This is a genomic window from Lentilitoribacter sp. JB5-8 (assembly GCF_055693385.1).
This window is the reverse complement of the sequence record NZ_CM146332.1, coordinates 2,826,173-2,845,972: the sequence shown is the minus strand read 5'-3', so window position 1 is coordinate 2,845,972 and position 19,800 is coordinate 2,826,173. Positions and strand designations below refer to the sequence as shown.

Here is a 19,800-nt window from a genome sequence, read left to right as displayed (position 1 = left end):
AACTTGTATTGATGAGATAATTGATATAACTAGCTTTCATCCAAGCTAAGGGCAAGTCATAGAACCTTAGGGTTTTTAGTGTGAGGTTTTATGGACCAGTTTGACGGTAAACAGTTCAATTGGACTATGGCATTTTTTTCATCTGGAAAGCTTAATCGATTTTATTTTTTCATTGGCGTTGTCCTTCTTTGCGCCTTTGTTTTGGTATTGCACTATCCTGAGATCAATTATGTCGTTCGAAATGATATTTTTCGCCATTTTTACAGAATAATTTTTCCAGTTTTCTATGAAGGCGGAAGCATAAAACTGTTGTGGAGTAATCACCATCCAACACCTTTTATGCATACCTATCATTATTTAAACGCTGAATTACTTGGATTGAACCTTCGTATTGATTTTATCCTGGGTTTGCTGTGCTCATGCGCAATTGCAATTATGTTGCTGTCTAAGCGGTTCAAACCGGACCTAACTCAGGCACGCTGGTATCTTCAGCCCGAATTTTGGGGCCCTCTCGCATTGGCAACTATTGTCATCTCAAAAATTTTGCCCATTTATGCACAATGGCCGCTGGTCGCATTTCAAATGGTAATGCTAAGCTTTTTGGTATTGTACTGTGTTTTGATCGAGAGGTTGTTCCTTACTAATACGCAGCAATCACGGTGGGAATTTCTAGCTGCGCTTATCTTGATAATTCCCACTACGCTGGTATTTTTGAATATCCACGAAACCTATGCATTATTTTGTAGCATCGCTGTTTTTTTGGTGTTGTTGTCTAGAGGGATCGTTCAGAAAAATCTTCGTTATGTCGTTATTGCGGTGACGATTTTAGCGATCGCGATAAGTTATAAAATGTTGCTGGATCATTGGTTCGGCCGACACAATCCCAAAATGCCACCCCTTGACGAAATTTTTGCACAAATTTTTCACGCCATTGATTATACAAGGGCATTTGGTAAGGCCATTCTTTCAGCGACCTTGATCGGGTGGGGGCTTAGCTATTTAGGAAGCATATTTAATACCCTTGCTGGATTTTTGATTATTGTGCTTTTACTGATGAGCCTATTTAAACACAGATGCAATTTGGTGGTGACGATCATCGCCTGGTCAATGTTTGCCATGCTTGCTGCTGGCGTATTGTTTCGTTCTTCAGGATCTGAATGGTGGTCACTCATTGAATCGCCAAGATATAATAACTATCGCCAGCTTATTGTGTTGGCTTGCTTGTTGTTGTTGGCGGATCTATTGCGTCCAGTGGCTAATTTCCCCTGGTTAAAAAAGGGGGTCGTCGCGATCGCTCTTTTGGAAATCGGGTTATTTATAGGCTCTTATATCTTCTCGACTGATCTGCGACATAGGTTAGCACTCTCTGCAGCTAACAATGCTGAAATACTGGTTTATGGACAAAATAATCCGGGCAATGAATATACCTTGAGGCACAATGTTGCGGGCAACAATGGTGAAAAATCATACGGTAAAATGGTTTCATATCTTGTTGAAAATCAACTCAATGTGTTTAATCCGGCCATTAAGCCTCACAGAAATTTAGCGCGTCAGAAAATAGCAGAATCCATTCGTGTAGAAGATGAAGCCATTCAAATGCAGGCTGTTCAAGCAAATGAATCATGTGTGGTGTTAGAGGCTAAAAATACTTTAGTACTGTGGGAAGCGCGCATCACGGTAAAATTGGACAAACACATCCCAAATTCGAAATTGTTGATAAGTATTACCGATAATAGTCAAAACTCGATCGCAAAATATAACCTGGTCGAAGGCACAATAAATCTAACTGGTGTTGAAAGCCTAGTGAATGGCCTCCAGTTCTGCGCATCACATCCTGAAATCAACATCGAGCATTTTAAATATGCAGCAATCATGACAAATGAGGTTGAGAAATGAGCTCCGAAGTAGCTGAAACCCAAACGCTTTCTATCGTCGTACCGGTCTATTCAGGCGCAAATTATTTGGCGAATTTATGCGGGGAACTTGATCAGTTCAAAACCGAATTGGAATTGGCCGGTTCACCGTTGAAACTCACGGAAGCCATTTTCGTTTTGGATGAGCCGGTGGATAATTCCTCAGACGTCATGGATGAGATGGTGAAGCAATATCCATGGGTAAATTTGGTATGCTTGTCGAAAAACTTTGGACAACACGCTGCTACGAGCTGTGGCGTGTTGTTTTCATCGGGTGACTGGATTGTCACTCTTGATGAAGATTTACAGCACCATCCAAGTGAAATCCCCGGCTTGTTTAAAGAACTTCTTAAACAAAACGGGGATGTTGTTTATGCCAAACCTGTAAGTTCAGTGCATGGTGGTGCATCCCGCGATCTTTCATCAAAGCTGTTTAAGAAGTTTGTTTCAATTTTGACCAATGTTGAACATGTGAGAATGTTCAATAGTTTTCGGCTAATGCGAGGCGAAATCGCGCGCACTGCTTGTAGTAGTTCTGCACAAGATGCTTACTTCGATGTCGTTCTAACCTGGTTCACAAAACGGATATATGCGGTGGATATCCTTATGACGGATGAACGTCACCAAACAACCAATACAAGCGGATATTCCTTTAGAAGGTTGCTTTCTCATGCTAAACGTATGGTGATGACATCTCACCTTAAAACGACGCGTATAGTTGCTTTGGCTGGGCTTTTGTTTGTTTTTGCGGCAATTTTATATGTTTGTTTTATATTGCTCAGCTCACTTTTCGGTCAAGTAACAGATACAGGATTTTCTGGATGGCGATCGCTGATGGTGATAAATCTTGTCATGGGTGGAGCAGCTTTATTTATGTTCTCTATGATATTTGAGTATATTTCATTTTTGATGGGCAAAGCGAACGGTCAGCCGAAGTTTTTCGTTGTCGATCGATCTCGAGACTCTATCCTTAAAGATTACTTCTGCTAAAAATGAATATTTTGTATCACGCCAATACTTCCGGCCAACAAAACGACCGCAATGGGGGATGTTTTGTTTTGCTATTTGGGCGTGGACTCATTGGAGATGAACTATTTTTCCAGCTTAAAGCCGGTGGCATGCATTCAAGATTTGTTGCATTTGATTGGAGTAAACCCGTTGACGGTCAATTGAAACACGTTGTGGATCAGCTACGGTCTATTATGTCTGAGGATGATGTACAAGCTTCATTGAAGATAGATATTGTTTGGTCTGCAGGAATTTCAGGTTTTAATGAAAGCACTGAAGCCATGACACAAGAAGCAGAATATCTCTTCAATTTCATTGATAGATTTGCGAAAATCTCAAGTGCTAATTGGGTGGTGAATTTTCACTATTTTAGCTCTGCTGGAGGTGTTTATGAGGGGCAAGAACGCATTGAAAACATCGATGATATAAGTCCGATTAGACCCTATGGACAAGTTAAGCTTAGCGTTGAGCAAAAATTAAGTCAGAAACTTGATTTCTTTAAGTCATTGGGGATTTATCGACCCAGTACAGTTTTTGGTTATTCACCCAGGTCAAAACGTGTTGGTGTTGTCACAGCATTGATGCAAAACACAATATCTAACAAACTAACCACGATATACGCGAGACCAACGACACTGCGCGACTATATTTCAAATATTGATATTGCGCGTTTTGTATCGATGAATTTAGGTCGCTTACCTGAGGGTAAAAGCATATTTGTGCTTGCAAGCGGTAAGCCAACTTCGATCTTTGAGCTATTGCAATTTGTTGAGCAAAGTTTAAACAAGCAACCAATTGTTGGGTTTAAAGCTGACGTGAAAAATTCTCGGAATATTACTTTTTCTAAAAGTGTTCTACCGCCAAATTTGCGCACAACGGGTATGCTTCAATCCATTGACAGCCTAACTTTGAAATTCGGTCAGAATATATTGAACTGAAGAGGACGATCTTTTGAAAATTATTACCGGTATGCATCGAAGTGGGACCTCTTTTATTTCTCAGTCTTTGCATGAATTGGGTGCAGATTTTGGTGACCCAAGCAAACTGTTTCCGGCTGATAAATGGAATATGCGTGGCTATTTTGAAAATATGAATGTTGTGGACGCCAACAATAAACTCATTCTTGGTAAGAATGCAGAGCTAGACGCTTGGATGACCATGGCAGAGGAAGGTGTTAAAAGACATTTTTCTATTTTTGCGACGCGAAAATGGAAATATTTCTTTTCCCCGGGCAAAAACAAATTCAAAAAAATAGCGTGTTTCAGCGAGATAGACTTAAGCAATTGGCGCATGAAAATGCTGATATCTTTGTAAAAGATCCAAGATTTTGTTTAACCTTGCCAATCTGGACAGAGGTCACAGATCTTTCTGAGATTGTATTTATATATCGGTCTCCGGTGCAAGTGGCAAAGTCCATCAAACGCCGCGAAGGTCTTCCGCTTGCATATGGGTTCCGACTTTGGAACCATCATCACAAGCAGTTTTTTCAAGCGCTTCCTACGGGTACGAAAATATCGCTGTTTAAGTTTGACAATTTCTTTTCCCAAGAAACGCAAGAGCAAGAATTTGAAAAATTGCTAAGACTTTTTAAGTCTCAGGATCGCCAAATTGCGATGGCTAGACTGCAAGAAAATTTAGATATTAAACTAAGAAATCAGTCTCAGTCTAATACAAAACTGCCGCAATCGACAGCAAACATCTGGAATAGGTTGAATGATTTGCATCAACGGTTTGATAGTCAATTTGCATGGAAGTCCGAATATTGGACAAACGATCTATGATGCTGAAGAAATTCCTCAAACCAGCAATTTTGGGCTTGATCTGGATAGTCGTGTTTTGGGGAGCGTTTAAGAACTTTAGAAGTATCGATTATGATTTGCTCGCACAATCTTTCACCAGTGCATCAACATGGCTGGCCTCACTTGCGTTCATTCTTTTGTTTACTATGGCCTATATATTACGCCTCCTTCGTTTTGGAATTTTAACGCGGTCCGTTGCACCAATTAGCTGGAAGTCAATTATTATTGGGTTCCCGAGAATGTTTTTTTCGGGGCTGTTACGCCGTTTCGCATGGGAGAAGCGTATCGGGTGGTTTGGATGCAAAAACATGCCAAGGATAAACATTCTGACGCGCTATCGATGTGGATTGGCGAGCGCCTTCTTGACCTTCTTATTTTGTTGATTTTGTTTTTGTTCGCCTTCACCAGTCTGGATGATAAATTTATTGAGCTCAAATATTTTGCTTATCTGGTGATTGGGTGTTTGGTTGCCGGATACCTTGTGCTTTGGATGGCACACTCATATCTGGCTCATTTAATTAAGAAGCTTCTTCCAAATATGAAACTTCATAAATATGTCGAAGCTTTTGGATATATGGATAATTCAAAGCTTCACGGGCAGGTATTTTGTCTAACACTGATTATATGGTTTATGATGGCTGCGGCTATGTTTGTGTTCTTCAATATTTTTCAGAATGCAGAATTTTCCTGGGTTTTAGCCTTGGCAATGGTTTCAAGCGTAAACCTATCTTACCTTTTCTCTATAACGCCTGCAAATATCGGCAGTTATCAGGCTGTTGTGCTACTCGTTGGCAGTTATGCACCTTTCTTTGAATATAGCGCTTATCTTGCGGGCGCGGTGGTTTTACAATGTTCGGGCCTGTTTGTAATTTGCATCGCATTCGTTATTGCTGAGATTGCTGGAAAGTCAGCAAGTAAGAAATCCAGCTCTTAATCAGTGAACTGGTATTTTTATCAGGATCGAGATCCTTTTTCATGCAGAGACACATTCGTTTTAAATTTGTGCGGAAATAGGCAAATATAATGAGGTGTTTATGTATTATTTGGCATGTTGTTCCATAGGAATGACAACATTCGTTGAATAAATTGCGAGTTATATCAATTTTCCTTTCAGATGGTCTTGCACCTTGTGCGCTGCTGCGGTAACCAATCGACGATGGCGTAATAAATGGGACTCGCCATTTTTTCGCACGCCTTGGTGCAAATAACATAGTGTGTTGACCAGCAGGAAAAGACATAATGACTGAACTTCTTGGTTCTTATTTACCAATAGCTATCTTTTTGGGACTGTCGCTCGTAATCGGCCTAGCCCTTTTGATTGCTCCATTTGCACTCGCATATAAAGCACCCGATGCTGAAAAATTATCTGCATATGAATGTGGCTTTAATGCGTTTGATGATGCACGGATGAAATTTGATATTCGATTTTATCTTGTCGCTATTTTGTTCATCATTTTTGACCTTGAGGTTGCATTCCTCTTCCCATGGGCTGTTTCATTCGGTGATTTGGGCTGGTTTGGTTTCTGGTCGATGATGGTTTTCTTGGGTGTTTTGACGATCGGCTTTGCATATGAGTGGAAAAAAGGAGCGCTGGAATGGGAATAGGTGACACAACCCTTGTAGCCCCTCAGCCTAAAGGTATTATTGACCCGAACACAGGCAAGCCAATTGGCGCCGATGACGCGTTTTTTGGTGAGATGAATAATGAGCTTGCTGATAAAGGCTTTTTGGTCACATCAGCTGAAGATCTTATCACTTGGGCAAGAACCGGTTCATTAATGTGGATGACATTTGGTCTTGCATGTTGTGCGGTAGAAATGATGCACACATCAATGCCGCGTTATGATGTTGAGCGCTTTGGTTTTGCGCCGCGCGCTTCTCCACGTCAGTCTGATGTGATGATCGTTGCGGGTACACTAACCAACAAAATGGCACCAGCTTTGCGTAAAGTTTACGACCAAATGCCTGAGCCACGTTATGTGATTTCTATGGGTTCATGCGCAAATGGTGGTGGCTACTACCACTATTCATATTCTGTTGTGCGCGGATGTGACCGCATTGTTCCTGTAGACATTTATGTACCAGGCTGTCCTCCAACAGCTGAAGCGCTGCTTTATGGTGTATTGATGTTGCAAAAGAAAATTCGTCGTACTGGTACGATCGAGCGATAGGGTCGAGAATGAGTGAAAACCTCGAAGAACTAGCTGGTTTTATTAAAGAGAGCCAAGGCGCGGCTATCTTGTCAGCGGACATTGCTTATGGTGAGTTGACGCTTGTCACAACATCAGATGCTATTATTGAATTGCTGACATTCCTGCGCGAAAATGCGCGCTGTAAGTTTGTTAATTTCATTGATTTGTGCGGTGTAGACTGGCCATCACGCGAAAAGCGTTTTGACGTTGTATATCACCTCATGTCACCTCAGCAGAATGCCCGTTTGCGCATTAAGCTTGCTGTCGGTGATGGCGAAACGCTTCCATCTGCGACATCTGTATTTCCTGGTGCTGAATGGTTTGAACGTGAAGCATACGATATGTACGGGATCTTGTTCTCAGGTCACCCTGATTTGCGCCGTATCCTAACTGACTACGGTTTTGAAGGTTATCCGTTGCGCAAAGACTTCCCAACAACTGGTTATGTTGAAGTGCGTTATGATGATGAAGTGAAACGGGTTGTGTATGAGCCTGTTGAGCTGAAACAAGAATTCCGTAATTTTGATTTCTTAAGTCCGTGGGAAGGGACAGATTATGTCCTACCTGGCGATGAAAAAGCGGAAGGGCAGTAAGATGACTGAGCATAATGTCCGCAATTTTAATATTAACTTTGGTCCTCAGCACCCTGCAGCGCACGGCGTGTTGCGTCTGGTCCTTGAATTAGATGGCGAGATTGTCACGCGTATTGACCCGCATATTGGTCTGTTGCACCGTGGCACTGAGAAGCTAATTGAAACGAAAACATATCTTCAGGCGGTGCCTTACTTTGACCGCCTCGATTATGTGGCCCCGATGAACCAAGAGCACGCATTTGCGCTTTCTGTTGAGCGTTTAATGGGTGTTGAAGTTCCAAAGCGTGGCCAGCTTATTCGTGTTCTTTACTCTGAAATTGGCCGTATCTTATCGCATTTGTTGAACATTACGACACAAGCGCTTGATGTTGGTGCACTGACACCGCCACTTTGGGGCTTTGAAGCGCGTGAAAAATTGATGGTGTTTTATGAGCGCGCATGTGGCGCACGTATGCACTCAGCTTATTTCCGCCCAGGTGGTGTTCACCAGGATATCCCGGATGAGCTCGTTGAAGATATCGGCAAGTTTATCGATCCATTCTTAAAGACATGCGATGACATTGAAGGTCTTTTGACTGACAACCGTATCTTTAAACAGCGTAATGTTGATATCGGCTTTGTTAAGCTTGATGACGCATGGGCTTGGGGTTTCTCAGGCGTGATGGTTCGTGGCTCAGGTGCTGCATGGGACTTGCGGCGCTCGCAGCCATATGAGTGTTATTCAGAACTCGATTTTGATATTCCAATTGGTAAAAATGGCGATAACTATGATCGTTATCTCATTCGTATGTTGGAAATGCGCGAATCTGCAAAAATCATGCGTCAATGTGTGGATTTGCTATTGGGCGCAAACAAAACGGGTCCTGTGTCATCGCTTGATGGCAAAATGGTGCCGCCAAAGCGTGGTGAGATGAAACGCTCAATGGAAGCGCTCATTCACCACTTTAAACTTTACACTGAAGGCTATCACGTGCCTGAAGGTGAAGTTTATGCAGCTGTTGAGGCGCCAAAAGGTGAGTTCGGTGTTTATCTGGTGTCAGATGGCTCGAACAAACCATATCGCTGTAAACTGCGTGCACCTGGTTATGCGCATTTGCAGGCCATGGATTTTGTATGCCGCAATCACCAGCTTGCCGACGTTTCGGCTGTGTTGGGATCGCTTGATATCGTGTTTGGTGAGGTGGATCGATGAGTATTTGCCTTTCCAATTGTTTTTATTTTTTGGCCGCGTAAGGGGAAATCATGTCTGTACGCCGCTTAGCTGATGATCACCTTCAACCTGAAGGTTTCAAGTTCAACCGCTCGTTCACAGCGGAAGCAAAAAAATGGGTAAAAAAGTACCCCAAAGGTCGCGAGCAGTCTGCTGTCATTCCTTTGCTAATGCTTGCTCAAGAGCAAGATGGTTGGGTGACAAAGTCTGCGATTGAGTATGTGGCTGATATGCTTGGCATGCCATATATCCGCGCGCTTGAAGTTGCGACTTTCTATACGCAATTCCAGCTTAAGCCTGTTGGCAAACGTGCCCACATTCAGGTTTGTGGAACAACGCCTTGTATGTTGCGTGGCTCTGAGGAGCTTATCTCAATGTGTAAGAAGCGCATTAATCCAGAGCCGTTTGAGCTTAATGAAGCTGGGACAATGTCTTGGGAAGAAGTTGAATGCCAGGGCGCATGTGTGAACGCGCCAATGGTCATGATCTTCAAAGACGCATATGAAGATCTAACACCTGAGCGTTTTTCTTATATTCTAGAGCGTTTTGAATCTGGCAAGGGTGATGAGATCACGCCAGGTCCTCAAATTGATCGTATTTTCTCAGCCGCAGAGGGTGGTCCAACGACTTTGACTGAGCCGCCTGTGAAAAAGCGTGTTTCAGCTTCAAAAACACCTGCGAAAAAACCAGCCGCTAAAAAAGCTGCTGCAACGAAAGCGCCTGCAGCTAAGGCTGCTGCGCCAAAAGCTGCCGCAAAAACGACTACTGCAGCTAAAAAAGCGCCAGCTGCGAAAAAGGCTGCACCGAAGGCAGTGGCTGCAGTGTCCGCAGCGGACAAAAACCGTCCAGCAAAAATGAAGAAGCCAGCCAAACCTGATGATTTAAAATTGATTTCAGGTGTCGGTCCAAAGCTTGAAGGTGTTTTAAACGGGTTGGGTATCTACAAGTTTGAGCAAATTTCCAAATGGAAAAAAGCTGAGCGAGAATGGGTAGATGGCTACTTGAAATTTAAAGGTCGTATTGATCGTGATGACTGGGTAAAACAGGCCAAAGCGCTCGCTAAGGGCGGTGAAGCTGAATATATCAAAGTCTTCGGCAAGAAACCACGTTAGGGCGAGATAGAGGTTAGAATATGCTACAAGATAAAGACCGTATCTTTACCAATATATATGGTTTGCATGACAAATCACTCAAAGGCGCGATGTCTCGTGGCCATTGGGATGGCACGAAAAAACTTTTAGAAAAAGGTCGTGACTGGATCATCAATGAAGTGAAAGCTTCTGGTCTTCGCGGTCGCGGTGGTGCCGGGTTCCCAACAGGTCTTAAATGGTCATTTATGCCAAAAGAGAGCGATGGTCGTCCGCATTACCTTGTCATCAATGCCGATGAGTCTGAGCCTGGTACATGTAAAGACCGCGATATTATGCGCCACGATCCGCATACCTTGATCGAAGGTTGTGTGATCGCTGGTTTCGCGATGGGTGCGCATGCTACATATATCTATGTTCGCGGCGAATATATGCGCGAGCGCGAAGCACTTCAGGCAGCAATTGACGAATGTTATGATGCAGGTCTTTTGGGCAAAAACAGCAAGCTTGGCTACGATATGGACGTTTATGTTCATCACGGAGCAGGAGCTTATATCTGTGGTGAGGAAACTGCGCTGCTTGAAAGCCTTGAAGGCAAAAAAGGTCAGCCGCGTTTGAAGCCTCCATTCCCAGCGAATATGGGTCTATATGGTTGCCCAACAACTGTGAACAATGTGGAATCTGTTGCGGTAACACCAACTATTCTTCGTCGTGGTGCAGGTTGGTTTGCAGGCTTTGGTCGTCCAAACAACACAGGAACAAAGTTGTTCTGTGTATCTGGTCACGTGAATAAGCCAGCAACATTTGAAGAAGAGATGTCTATCCCGTTCCGTGAGATGATTGACAAGCATTGTGGTGGTATACGCGGTGGTTGGGACAATCTTCTAACCGTTATTCCTGGTGGTTCATCGGTTCCTTGTGTGCCTGCTGAACAGATCATCGATTGCCCGATGGACTTTGACAGTCTTCGTGAGTTGCAATCCGGTTTGGGTACAGCTGCGGTGATCGTGATGGATCGTTCAACTGATATCATTAAAGCGATTGCGCGCTTGTCAGCGTTTTATAAACACGAGAGCTGCGGTCAGTGTACACCTTGTCGTGAAGGTACGGGCTGGATGTGGCGTGTGATGGAACGCATGGTCAAAGGTAATGCGCAAAAACGCGAAATCGACATGTTGTTTGATGTAACAAAGCAGATCGAAGGCCACACAATTTGTGCGCTGGGTGATGCGGCAGCTTGGCCAATTCAGGGTCTGATCCGTCACTTCCGTCCAGAAATTGAAGCTCGCATTGATGCCTATACGCGCAATGCTGATAATTCGACGAACACGAAGTTGGAGGCTGCTGAGTAGTTCAATGACTAAGACGTCGTCAAAATACAATCCTTACAAAGCTGAAAACCCGTTTTTGGCTATGTCGGTGATTGGTTTGCAAACGACATCGGTCATGACTGAAATGTGGTTGGGTGCTGTTCGCGGCATGATGGATGTATCGAAGGAAGCTGATAAGCAACCTGAGATGAACCCTGTTGCGAGCGCAAGCGCAGAAGCAAGTGCAGAACCTGTTGCAGGGCAAAACGATGATCTTAAAAAAATCACCGGTGTTGGTCCCAAACTTGAGCAGGTTTTGAATAAACAAGGAATTTCGACATATGCGCAGATTGCAAATATGTCGGCGAAAGAAATGGCTAAGATTGGTGAAAACCTTGGCTTCCCGGGTCGCATAGAGCGCGATGATTGGGCAGGGCAGGCAAAAGCACTAATCGAAGCAAAGAAGTAATATCAGTCATTAGACTGTGATGTTGAAATAGAAGTAGGCAACTGACCATGGCAGTTATCAAAGTAGATGGAAACGAGATCGAAGTTCCCGATCACTACACGCTATTGCAAGCTTGTGAAGAAGCAGGGGCGGAAGTACCGCGTTTTTGTTTTCATGAGCGTCTTTCCATCGCCGGCAACTGCCGGATGTGTCTTGTTGAAGTAAAAGGCGGACCGCCGAAACCAGCTGCATCTTGCGCAATGGGTGTTCGCGATCTCCGTCCTGGTCCTGAAGGTCAGGCGCCTGAGGTCTTTACAAACACGCCAATGGTCAAAAAAGCACGCGAAGGCGTGATGGAGTTTTTGCTGATCAATCACCCGCTTGATTGTCCGATTTGTGACCAAGGTGGTGAGTGCGATCTTCAAGACCAGGCAATGGCCTTTGGTATGGATCAATCTCGTTTCCAAGAGAGCAAACGTTCTGTTGAAGACAAATATATTGGCCCGCTTGTTAAGACGATTATGAACCGTTGTATCCACTGTACACGTTGCGTTCGTTTCACAACTGAGGTTGCCGGGATTTCTGAACTTGGTCTTATCGGCCGTGGTGAAGATGCTGAGATTACAACATATCTTGAACAAGCCATGACATCTGAAATGCAGGGTAATGTGATTGATCTTTGTCCAGTTGGTGCATTGACCTCCCGTCCTTATGCATTCCAGGCACGTCCTTGGGAATTGAACAAAACAGAATCTATCGATGTGATGGATGCATGTGGTTCAGCGATCCGAGTTGATACACGTGGCCGCGAAGTTATGCGTATTATGCCGCGTATCAATGAAGCGGTGAACGAAGAGTGGATTTCAGATAAGACACGTTTCATCTGGGATGGTTTGAAAACGCAACGTCTTGATCGCCCATTTGTGAAAAAAGATGGCCGCCTGACACCAGTGAGCTGGCCAGAAGCATTTGCGGCAATCAAAGATGCTGTTGGTAAAACTAGCGGTGAGAAAATCGGTGCAATTGCAGGTGATTTAGCAACAGTTGAAGAAATGTACGCGCTTAAAACGCTTATGTCTTCGCTGGGTTCATCAAGCGTTGACTGTCGTCAAGATGGTGCACAGCTCGATCCAAGTCTTGGTCGCGCCTCTTATATCTTCAACCCGACAATTGACGGTATTGAAGATGCAGACGCTGTTCTGATTATTGGTTCAAACCCTCGTTTTGAAGCTTCGGTGCTTAATGCACGTATCCGCAAAGCATGGCGTGCGAATTCAATGCCAATTGCTGTCATCGGTGAAGACAATGATCTTCGTTACGATGCTGAATATCTTGGCGCAGGTCCTGATAGCCTTAAAGAAGTGCTTGATGGCAAATCAAAGTTTGCAAGCAAACTAAAACGCGCAAAACGTCCTATGATCATTGTTGGTCAAGGTGCACTGGCGCGTTCTGACGGGCAGGGCGTGTTGGCAACTGCTGCGAAAATTGCAGACACATATAAAGCTGTTACAAAAGACTGGAATGGTTTTGCCGTTCTTCATGATGCAGCAGCGCGTGTTGGTGGTCTTGATGTTGGTTTCGTTCCGCAAGAAAGTGGTATGAATGCTTCTAAAATGCTGACAGATGCAGATGTGTTGTTCTTGCTTGGTGCTGATGAGCTGGACTTTACGAAGAAAACAGCTGGCTTTACCGTTTATATCGGCTCACACGGTGACAATGGTGCACATCATGCTGATGTGATCTTGCCTGCAGCCACATATGCTGAAAAATCTGGTACATATGTGAATACGGAAGGTCGTGTTCAAATATCAAACCGTGCAGGTTTTGCGCCGGGTGAAGCGAAAGAAGACTGGGCGATCTTAAGAGCGCTTTCTGATGTTCTTGGAAAGACATTGCCATTTGATTCGCTAGCAGCACTTCGCGCTGATCTATATGAAAATTATCCTCTTTTTGCCGACATCGATGTCAGTATTGCCGCAGATTCTGGTGATATTGCAAAATTGGCAAAAAAATCTGGGAAAATGAACAAAGCAGCATTTGCCTCTTCGGTAAAAGACTTCTATTTGACAAACCCAATTGCTCGCGCATCGGCGGTCATGGCTGAATGTTCAGCATTGGCCAAAGGTCAAACAAAAGCGGCAGCGGAATAGGTAGACGAGACATGGATGCATTCGTAGAAACATATGTCTGGCCAGCGGCCATCATGATTGGACAGTCATTGCTGCTAATGGTCTGCCTTTTGGTGTTCATTGCGTATATTCTTTATGCTGACCGGAAGATTTGGGCAGCTGTGCAAATGCGCCGTGGTCCAAACGTTGTTGGTCCTTGGGGTTTGTTCCAGTCATTTGCTGATTTGCTCAAACTAGCCTTTAAAGAGCCTATTATTCCAGCAGGTTCCGATAAAGCCGTGTTCTTGCTCGCGCCACTGGTGACAGTGACACTTGCAATGGCCACTTGGGCTGTTATCCCGCTGAATGAAGGCTGGATGGTTGCAAATATCAATGTTGGTATCTTGTACGTCTTTGCGATTTCCTCGCTTGAGGTTTACGGTGTGATCATGGCGGGTTGGGCATCCAACTCTAAATATCCTTTCCTTGGCGCGCTTCGTTCCGCTGCGCAAATGGTGTCCTACGAAGTTTCGATCGGTTTCGTAATTGTCACTGTTCTGTTGTGCGTAGGGTCGCTGAACCTTTCAGATATCGTATTGTCACAGCAAGATGGTTTGGGAACAAACCTTGGTCTACCGAATTCATTCCTTGATTGGCATTGGTTGGCATTGTTCCCAATGTTTGTGATCTTCTTCATCTCTTGTTTGGCTGAAACAAACCGTCCGCCATTTGATTTGCCAGAGGCTGAATCAGAGCTTGTTGCGGGTTACATGGTTGAGTATTCATCCATGCCATTCATGATGTTTATGCTCGGTGAGTATCTTGCGATCATGCTTTTATGTTCGCTAACAACAATCCTGTTCTTGGGTGGTTGGTTGCCGCCGGTGGATGTGTGGTTCCTAAATTGGGTACCAGGTATCATCTGGTTTATTTTGAAAACATGCATGGTCTTCTTCATGTTTGCGATGGTGAAAGCATTCGTGCCTCGCTACCGTTATGACCAATTGATGCGTCTAGGTTGGAAAGTATTCCTGCCAATATCACTTGCAATGGTCGTGATTGTTGCATTCGTGCTGAAATTCACAGGTTGGAGCGCTTAAGATGGGTATCGGACAAGCAGCTAAATCATTATTCTTGAAAGAATTCGTCGGCGCTTTCTTTCTGTCTATGAAATATTTCTTTGCACCAAAATCTACAGTGAACTATCCGTTTGAAAAGGGGCCGATTTCGCCTCGTTTCCGTGGTGAGCATGCGTTACGTCGTTATCCAAATGGCGAAGAACGCTGTATCGCTTGTAAATTGTGTGAAGCGATTTGCCCGGCTCAGGCTATTACAATTGAGGCTGGCCCTCGTCGTAATGATGGCACACGCCGGACAGTTCGATATGACATTGATATGGTCAAATGTATCTATTGTGGTTTCTGTCAGGAAGCTTGTCCTGTGGATGCAATTGTTGAAGGTCCAAATTTCGAATTTGCGACTGAAACACGTGAAGAGCTTTATTACGATAAAGATAAACTTCTTGCCAATGGTGACCGTTGGGAGCGTGAAATTGCTCGTAACATCGCATTGGATTCGCCGTATCGTTAAGTTGATGGGGTAAAATGGTCATCATTTTTGATGGCTGCAAATTATAATATTGGTCAAGATGTCATCTTGATCAGGGCGAGGGGTAGCTCAGCCCAATTGAAAAGGTAGTGATTATGGGTCTTCAGGCTCTGTTCTTCTATATTTTCGCATTTGTTGCGATTGCATCAGCGTTCATGGTGATCGCTGCGCGTAATCCAGTGCATTCTGTTTTGTTTTTGATCTTAACATTCTTTAATGCCGCTGGATTATTCTTGCTAACTGGTGCCGAATTCTTGGCAATGATTTTGCTGGTCGTATATGTAGGCGCTGTTGCAGTGCTTTTCCTCTTCGTTGTCATGATGTTGGATATCGACTTTGCTGAGCTCAAGAGTGGCGCTTTAGAATATGCGCCTGTTGGTGCTTTGGTCGGCCTGATACTCGCAGCGGAATTGGTTGTCGTGCTGGGCGGCAATTTGTTTGAGAGCAATGCGGCGGGAAGCGGGGCGAGCCCAATTCCGGACATTGCGGAGCGTACCAATACAGCAGCCCTTGGCGACATTTTATACACCGATTATGTAGCCTTCTTCCAAATCGCAGGATTGATTTTGCTTGTCGCGATGATTGGCGCAATTGTGCTGACGCTTAATCACAAACCTAATGTTAAACGCCAGGATATTTCACGTCAGGTCGCGCGTCGCCCTGAGACAGCCGTTGAGGTTGTTAAAGTGAAGCCGGGCCAGGGGCTATAGGATAGAATTATGGAAATAGGACTTTCTCACTACCTGACCGTTAGCGCGATCCTCTTCACGATAGGCGTATTTGGTATTTTCCTAAATCGTAAAAACGTCATTGTTATTTTGATGTCAGTTGAGCTTTTGCTCTTGGCCGTCAATTTGAACTTGGTTGCGTTTTCGCAACATCTCAACGATCTGGTTGGACAAGTGTTTGCTTTGTTTATCCTGACCGTTGCCGCAGCTGAAGCCGCTATTGGCCTCGCTATTCTTGTCGTATTTTATCGCAACCGCGGCACTATTGCCGTGGAAGACGTCAACATGATGAAGGGCTAGTCATGTATCATACCATCGTCTTCCTGCCTCTACTTGGGGCAATTATCGCAGGATTATTTGGCCGCAGCATTGGTGCCAAAGCTTCTGAATATGTGACATGTTTGTTCATGATCATTTCAGCTTTGCTATCTTGGGTCGTGTTTTTCCAAATCGGATTTGGAGATACAGATGTTGTTCAAATTCAGGTTCTAAGCTGGATCCAATCAGGTACGCTTACCATCGATTGGGCATTTAGAGTTGATACTCTAACGGCTGTGATGTTTGTTGTTGTGAACTCTGTTTCCACTTTGGTGCATATTTATTCGATCGGATACATGCATCATGATCCGCATCGTCCGCGTTTCTTTGCGTATCTTTCGCTTTTCACATTCGCCATGTTGATGCTGATTACGTCAGATAACCTGGTACAAATGTTCTTTGGTTGGGAAGGTGTGGGCCTTGCATCTTACTTGCTCATTGGCTTCTGGTTCAAAAAACCTTCAGCTACTGCTGCTTCCATGAAAGCGTTCATCGTCAACCGTGTGGGTGACTTTGGTTTCGCGCTTGGTATCTTCGGTATCTTCATGTTGTTCGGTTCAGTGTCTTTTGATGCGATCTTTGCAAGCGCATCTGACTATGCACCAACTGGTGAGATGGGCGAGGTGATCGCAACCATCTTTGGTATGGAGCTGGATAAGAACGGCGCATTGACGGTTTGTTGTTTGCTCTTATTCATGGGTGCAATGGGTAAATCAGCTCAGTTCTTGCTGCACACATGGCTTCCTGACGCGATGGAAGGTCCGACACCTGTGTCAGCGCTTATTCACGCTGCGACCATGGTGACAGCGGGTGTGTTCTTGGTCGCACGTATGTCGCCGATCTTCGAATTCTCGCCAACAGCGCTAACTGTTGTGACTGTTATCGGTGCAATTACAGCGTTCTTTGCCGCAACTGTTGGTCTTGTACAAAACGATATTAAACGCGTTATTGCCTATTCCACATGTTCACAGCTTGGTTATATGTTCGTGGCGCTTGGTGTTGGTGCTTATGGTGCTGCGGTATTCCACTTGTTCACCCACGCATTCTTTAAAGCCTTGTTGTTCTTAGGTGCGGGGTCTGTGATCCATGCTGTGTCTGACGAACAAGACATGCGCCGCATGGGTGGATTGCGCAAGCATATCAAACTTACATATTGGATGATGGTCATTGGTACTGTTGCACTAACGGGTCTTGGTCTTCCGTTAACTTATATTGGTACAGCTGGCTTCTTCTCCAAAGATGCGATCATTGAATCAGCATTTGCTTCACCATTGGGTGTTTCTGGATTTGCGTTCACTATGCTGGTTGTTGCAGCGCTCTTTACGAGCTTCTATTCATGGCGTTTGATTTTCCTAACGTTCCACGGCAAACCACGTGCAGCAGCTGATGTTATGCATCACGTGCATGAATCTCCACCGGTTATGCTAATCCCGCTTTATCTTCTAGCGGTTGGCGCACTTGCAGCTGGTTTCGTCTTTAAGTCTTATTTCTTCGGCGACAATTACGATATGTTCTGGCAGTCAGCGTTGTTCACTGTTGAAGGCAACACTGTTCTGGAAGACTTCCACAATGTGCCTGTATGGGTGAAATTGAGCCCGTTTGTTTCGATGGTCGTGGGATTTGCAACCGCTTGGTTCATGTATATCCGTTCACCTGAAACACCGAAGCGTTTGGCCGAAGACTTCTCAATTCTGTACAATTTCTTGCTCAACAAGTGGTACTTTGATGAGATCTACGACTTTATCTTCGTTCGCCCGGCAAAATGGCTTGGTACTTTCCTATGGAAGCAAGGCGATGGTCGCGTGATTGATGGATTTGGTCCAAATGGTATCGCAGCGCGCGTGCAGGACATTACCAACCGCGTTGTTAAGTTCCAAACTGGATATTTGTATCACTACGCGTTTGCCATGCTTATTGGTATTGCCGCTCTAGTAACTTGGATGACTCTCGGGAGTGCATTTTAATGATTGATTGGCCACTTCTATCAACAGTCACCTTCTTGCCGCTTATCGGCGTTTTGGTGTTGCTCTTCATGAAAGACGAGGGTGAAACCTCGCGACGTAATGTCTATTACGTATCATTGATGGTTACTGCGTTCACATTTGTGTTCTCGCTGTTCGTTTGGATTGGATTTGATAATTCAAATCCTGGGTTCCAGATGGTTGAAAAAATGGACTGGTTGGGTTCCGGCATCACATACCATATGGGTGTGGATGGCATCTCAATGCTGTTCATTATTCTAACCACATTCCTAATGCCGCTTTGCGTTATTGCGAGTAAGAATGCGATCAAAAACCGTTTCCGCGATTACATGATTGCGTTTTTGATCTTGGAAACATTGATGATTGGTGTGTTCTGCGCGCTTGATATTGTCTTATTCTATGTATTCTTTGAAGCAGGCCTTATCCCGATGTTTATTATCATCGGTGTTTGGGGTGGTCAGCGCCGCGTATATGCAAGCTTTAAGTTCTTCCTTTATACATTGCTCGGTTCAGTGCTGATGCTTTTGGCGATCATGGCAATGTACTGGCAGGCTGGTACAACAGATATCACAAAGCTACTTGAATATGATTTCCCTGTCTCAATGCAGACTTGGTTGTGGCTTGCATTCTTCGCATCATTTGCGGTTAAAATGCCAATGTGGCCAGTTCACACTTGGCTTCCAGATGCGCACGTTGAAGCGCCAACTGCTGGATCTGTTATTCTTGCGGGTGTGCTATTGAAGCTTGGTGGTTACGGACTTATTCGTTTCTCGCTTGCTATGTTCCCAGTTGCTTCGGCTGATTTTGCTCCATATGTATTCGCGCTTTCTGCGATTGCTATTGTTTACACATCGCTTGTTGCGATGATGCAGACGGACATTAAAAAGTTGATCGCTTATTCGTCTGTTGCCCATATGGGTTATGTGACAATGGGTATCTTTGCAGCAAACGCACAAGGTGTGCAGGGCGCCATCTTCCAGATGTTGTCTCACGGCTTGATCTCGGGCGCATTGTTCTTGTGTGTGGGTGTCGTTTACGATCGTATGCACACTCGCGAGATTTCAGCCTATGGTGGGCTTGTAAATAATATGCCGAACTATGCTGTCGCCTTCATGCTCTTTACAATGGCCAATGTTGGCCTACCTGGTACATCTGGTTTCGTCGGTGAGTTTTTGGTTCTGATCGGTGTGTTCCAAGTTTCAACATGGACCGCAATGTTTGCAACGCTTGGGGTTATCTTATCAGCCGCTTATGCGCTTTGGTTATATCGTAGAGTAGTGTTTGGTGCGCTTGAAAAAGAAAACCTTAAAGCATTGCTTGATTTGTCCGGTCGCGAAAAATCAATTCTTTACCCGCTTATCGCGCTGGTAATTTTCTTCGGTGTTTATCCGATCCCAGTATTTGATGCGACCGCTGCATCGGTTGATGCACTTGTCACCCAATATTCTGCTGCTCTTGAAGCCGCGCAAAATATCGCAATGTCAGCGAAATAAAA

20 protein-coding genes are annotated in these 19,800 nt (G+C 44.6%); all 20 read left to right on the top strand.

Features of this window, described 5'->3' with window-relative positions; translation table 11 throughout:
* Positions 1-90 precede the first annotated feature (90 nt).
* The 20 genes from ACZ1GZ_RS13970 (at position 91) to ACZ1GZ_RS13875 (ending at position 19,798) form a co-directional block, all read left to right on the top strand.
* Positions 91-1,896, top strand: a complete 1,806-nt coding sequence (locus tag ACZ1GZ_RS13970) for a hypothetical protein (RefSeq protein WP_472665504.1) — start codon at positions 91-93, stop codon at positions 1,894-1,896.
* Positions 1,893-2,903: a glycosyltransferase gene (locus ACZ1GZ_RS13965; protein ID WP_472665503.1), complete on the top strand. Its 1,011-nt coding sequence runs from the start codon at positions 1,893-1,895 to the stop codon at positions 2,901-2,903. Before ACZ1GZ_RS13970 ends, ACZ1GZ_RS13965 begins: the two co-directional genes overlap by 4 nt.
* Before the next feature lie 2 nt (positions 2,904-2,905).
* Complete coding sequence (locus ACZ1GZ_RS13960; RefSeq protein WP_472665502.1) at positions 2,906-3,859, top strand: NAD-dependent epimerase/dehydratase family protein; 954 nt, start codon at positions 2,906-2,908, stop codon at positions 3,857-3,859.
* Between the two features lie 13 nt (positions 3,860-3,872).
* On the top strand, positions 3,873-4,235 hold the full coding sequence (locus ACZ1GZ_RS13955; RefSeq protein ID WP_472665501.1) for a hypothetical protein: 363 nt from the start codon (positions 3,873-3,875) through the stop codon (positions 4,233-4,235).
* Positions 4,205-4,702: a hypothetical protein gene (locus tag ACZ1GZ_RS13950; protein ID WP_472665500.1), complete on the top strand. Its 498-nt coding sequence runs from the start codon at positions 4,205-4,207 to the stop codon at positions 4,700-4,702. Before ACZ1GZ_RS13955 ends, ACZ1GZ_RS13950 begins: the two co-directional genes overlap by 31 nt.
* A 226-nt stretch (positions 4,703-4,928) precedes the next feature.
* Complete coding sequence (locus tag ACZ1GZ_RS13945) at positions 4,929-5,654, top strand: lysylphosphatidylglycerol synthase domain-containing protein (protein ID WP_472668314.1); 726 nt, start codon at positions 4,929-4,931, stop codon at positions 5,652-5,654.
* A gap of 305 nt (positions 5,655-5,959) precedes the next feature.
* Complete coding sequence (locus ACZ1GZ_RS13940; protein WP_472665499.1) at positions 5,960-6,325, top strand: NADH-quinone oxidoreductase subunit A; 366 nt, start codon at positions 5,960-5,962, stop codon at positions 6,323-6,325.
* Positions 6,316-6,891: a NuoB/complex I 20 kDa subunit family protein gene (locus ACZ1GZ_RS13935; RefSeq protein WP_472665498.1), complete on the top strand. Its 576-nt coding sequence runs from the start codon at positions 6,316-6,318 to the stop codon at positions 6,889-6,891. The genes ACZ1GZ_RS13940 and ACZ1GZ_RS13935 overlap by 10 nt, the downstream gene beginning before the upstream one ends.
* Positions 6,892-6,899: 8 nt before the next feature.
* On the top strand, positions 6,900-7,505 hold the full coding sequence (locus tag ACZ1GZ_RS13930) for an NADH-quinone oxidoreductase subunit C (RefSeq protein ID WP_472665497.1): 606 nt from the start codon (positions 6,900-6,902) through the stop codon (positions 7,503-7,505).
* A 1-nt stretch (position 7,506) separates the two neighbouring features.
* Positions 7,507-8,697, top strand: a complete 1,191-nt coding sequence (locus tag ACZ1GZ_RS13925; protein WP_472665496.1) for an NADH-quinone oxidoreductase subunit D — start codon at positions 7,507-7,509, stop codon at positions 8,695-8,697.
* Between the two features lie 50 nt (positions 8,698-8,747).
* A complete protein-coding gene (gene nuoE, locus ACZ1GZ_RS13920) occupies positions 8,748-9,827 on the top strand; it encodes an NADH-quinone oxidoreductase subunit NuoE (protein ID WP_472665495.1) in 1,080 nt (359 codons plus the stop codon).
* Between the two features lie 20 nt (positions 9,828-9,847).
* Positions 9,848-11,155 carry an NADH-quinone oxidoreductase subunit NuoF gene (gene nuoF, locus ACZ1GZ_RS13915; RefSeq protein ID WP_472665494.1) on the top strand — a complete coding sequence of 436 codons (1,308 nt, stop codon included), beginning with the start codon at positions 9,848-9,850 and terminating at the stop codon, positions 11,153-11,155.
* Positions 11,156-11,159: 4 nt separating this feature from the next.
* On the top strand, positions 11,160-11,582 hold the full coding sequence (locus ACZ1GZ_RS13910) for a helix-hairpin-helix domain-containing protein (RefSeq protein ID WP_472665493.1): 423 nt from the start codon (positions 11,160-11,162) through the stop codon (positions 11,580-11,582).
* Positions 11,583-11,629: 47 nt separating this feature from the next.
* Positions 11,630-13,711, top strand: coding sequence for an NADH-quinone oxidoreductase subunit NuoG (nuoG, locus tag ACZ1GZ_RS13905; RefSeq protein WP_472665492.1), 2,082 nt, complete (start codon positions 11,630-11,632; stop codon positions 13,709-13,711).
* 11 nt (positions 13,712-13,722) lie between these two features.
* Entirely contained in the window at positions 13,723-14,769 is a 1,047-nt protein-coding gene (nuoH, locus tag ACZ1GZ_RS13900) for an NADH-quinone oxidoreductase subunit NuoH (RefSeq protein WP_472665491.1), read from the top strand.
* Between the two features lies 1 nt (position 14,770).
* Positions 14,771-15,259: an NADH-quinone oxidoreductase subunit NuoI gene (nuoI, locus tag ACZ1GZ_RS13895; protein WP_472665490.1), complete on the top strand. Its 489-nt coding sequence runs from the start codon at positions 14,771-14,773 to the stop codon at positions 15,257-15,259.
* 113 nt (positions 15,260-15,372) lie between these two features.
* Positions 15,373-15,987, top strand: a complete 615-nt coding sequence (locus tag ACZ1GZ_RS13890; RefSeq protein ID WP_472665489.1) for an NADH-quinone oxidoreductase subunit J — start codon at positions 15,373-15,375, stop codon at positions 15,985-15,987.
* A gap of 9 nt (positions 15,988-15,996) precedes the next feature.
* The gene (nuoK, locus tag ACZ1GZ_RS13885; RefSeq protein ID WP_472665488.1) at positions 15,997-16,305 is read left to right on the top strand and encodes an NADH-quinone oxidoreductase subunit NuoK; all 309 of its coding nucleotides are present in this window, start codon (positions 15,997-15,999) and stop codon (positions 16,303-16,305) included.
* Positions 16,306-16,307: 2 nt separating this feature from the next.
* The gene (nuoL, locus tag ACZ1GZ_RS13880) at positions 16,308-18,287 is read left to right on the top strand and encodes an NADH-quinone oxidoreductase subunit L (RefSeq protein WP_472665487.1); all 1,980 of its coding nucleotides are present in this window, start codon (positions 16,308-16,310) and stop codon (positions 18,285-18,287) included.
* Positions 18,287-19,798, top strand: a complete 1,512-nt coding sequence (locus ACZ1GZ_RS13875; protein WP_472665486.1) for an NADH-quinone oxidoreductase subunit M — start codon at positions 18,287-18,289, stop codon at positions 19,796-19,798. The genes nuoL and ACZ1GZ_RS13875 overlap by 1 nt, the downstream gene beginning before the upstream one ends.
* The last annotated feature ends 2 nt before the right edge of the window (positions 19,799-19,800 follow it).

Excerpts from the sequence above, each read along its gene's own strand:
- ACZ1GZ_RS13970 (WP_472665504.1), top strand. The coding sequence starts at position 91 with ATGGACCAGTTTGACGGTAAACAGTTCAATTGGACTATGGCATTTTTT.
- ACZ1GZ_RS13965 (WP_472665503.1), top strand. The coding sequence starts at position 1,893 with ATGAGCTCCGAAGTAGCTGAAACCCAAACGCTTTCTATCGTCGTACCG.
- ACZ1GZ_RS13960 (WP_472665502.1), top strand. The coding sequence starts at position 2,906 with ATGAATATTTTGTATCACGCCAATACTTCCGGCCAACAAAACGACCGC.
- ACZ1GZ_RS13940 (WP_472665499.1), top strand. The coding sequence starts at position 5,960 with ATGACTGAACTTCTTGGTTCTTATTTACCAATAGCTATCTTTTTGGGA.
- ACZ1GZ_RS13935 (WP_472665498.1), top strand. The coding sequence starts at position 6,316 with ATGGGAATAGGTGACACAACCCTTGTAGCCCCTCAGCCTAAAGGTATT.
- ACZ1GZ_RS13930 (WP_472665497.1), top strand. The coding sequence starts at position 6,900 with ATGAGTGAAAACCTCGAAGAACTAGCTGGTTTTATTAAAGAGAGCCAA.
- ACZ1GZ_RS13925 (WP_472665496.1), top strand. The coding sequence starts at position 7,507 with ATGACTGAGCATAATGTCCGCAATTTTAATATTAACTTTGGTCCTCAG.
- nuoE (WP_472665495.1), top strand. The coding sequence starts at position 8,748 with ATGTCTGTACGCCGCTTAGCTGATGATCACCTTCAACCTGAAGGTTTC.
- nuoF (WP_472665494.1), top strand. The coding sequence starts at position 9,848 with ATGCTACAAGATAAAGACCGTATCTTTACCAATATATATGGTTTGCAT.
- ACZ1GZ_RS13910 (WP_472665493.1), top strand. The coding sequence starts at position 11,160 with ATGACTAAGACGTCGTCAAAATACAATCCTTACAAAGCTGAAAACCCG.
- nuoG (WP_472665492.1), top strand. The coding sequence starts at position 11,630 with ATGGCAGTTATCAAAGTAGATGGAAACGAGATCGAAGTTCCCGATCAC.
- nuoH (WP_472665491.1), top strand. The coding sequence starts at position 13,723 with ATGGATGCATTCGTAGAAACATATGTCTGGCCAGCGGCCATCATGATT.
- nuoI (WP_472665490.1), top strand. The coding sequence starts at position 14,771 with ATGGGTATCGGACAAGCAGCTAAATCATTATTCTTGAAAGAATTCGTC.
- ACZ1GZ_RS13890 (WP_472665489.1), top strand. The coding sequence starts at position 15,373 with ATGGGTCTTCAGGCTCTGTTCTTCTATATTTTCGCATTTGTTGCGATT.
- nuoK (WP_472665488.1), top strand. The coding sequence starts at position 15,997 with ATGGAAATAGGACTTTCTCACTACCTGACCGTTAGCGCGATCCTCTTC.
- nuoL (WP_472665487.1), top strand. The coding sequence starts at position 16,308 with ATGTATCATACCATCGTCTTCCTGCCTCTACTTGGGGCAATTATCGCA.
- ACZ1GZ_RS13875 (WP_472665486.1), top strand. The coding sequence starts at position 18,287 with ATGATTGATTGGCCACTTCTATCAACAGTCACCTTCTTGCCGCTTATC.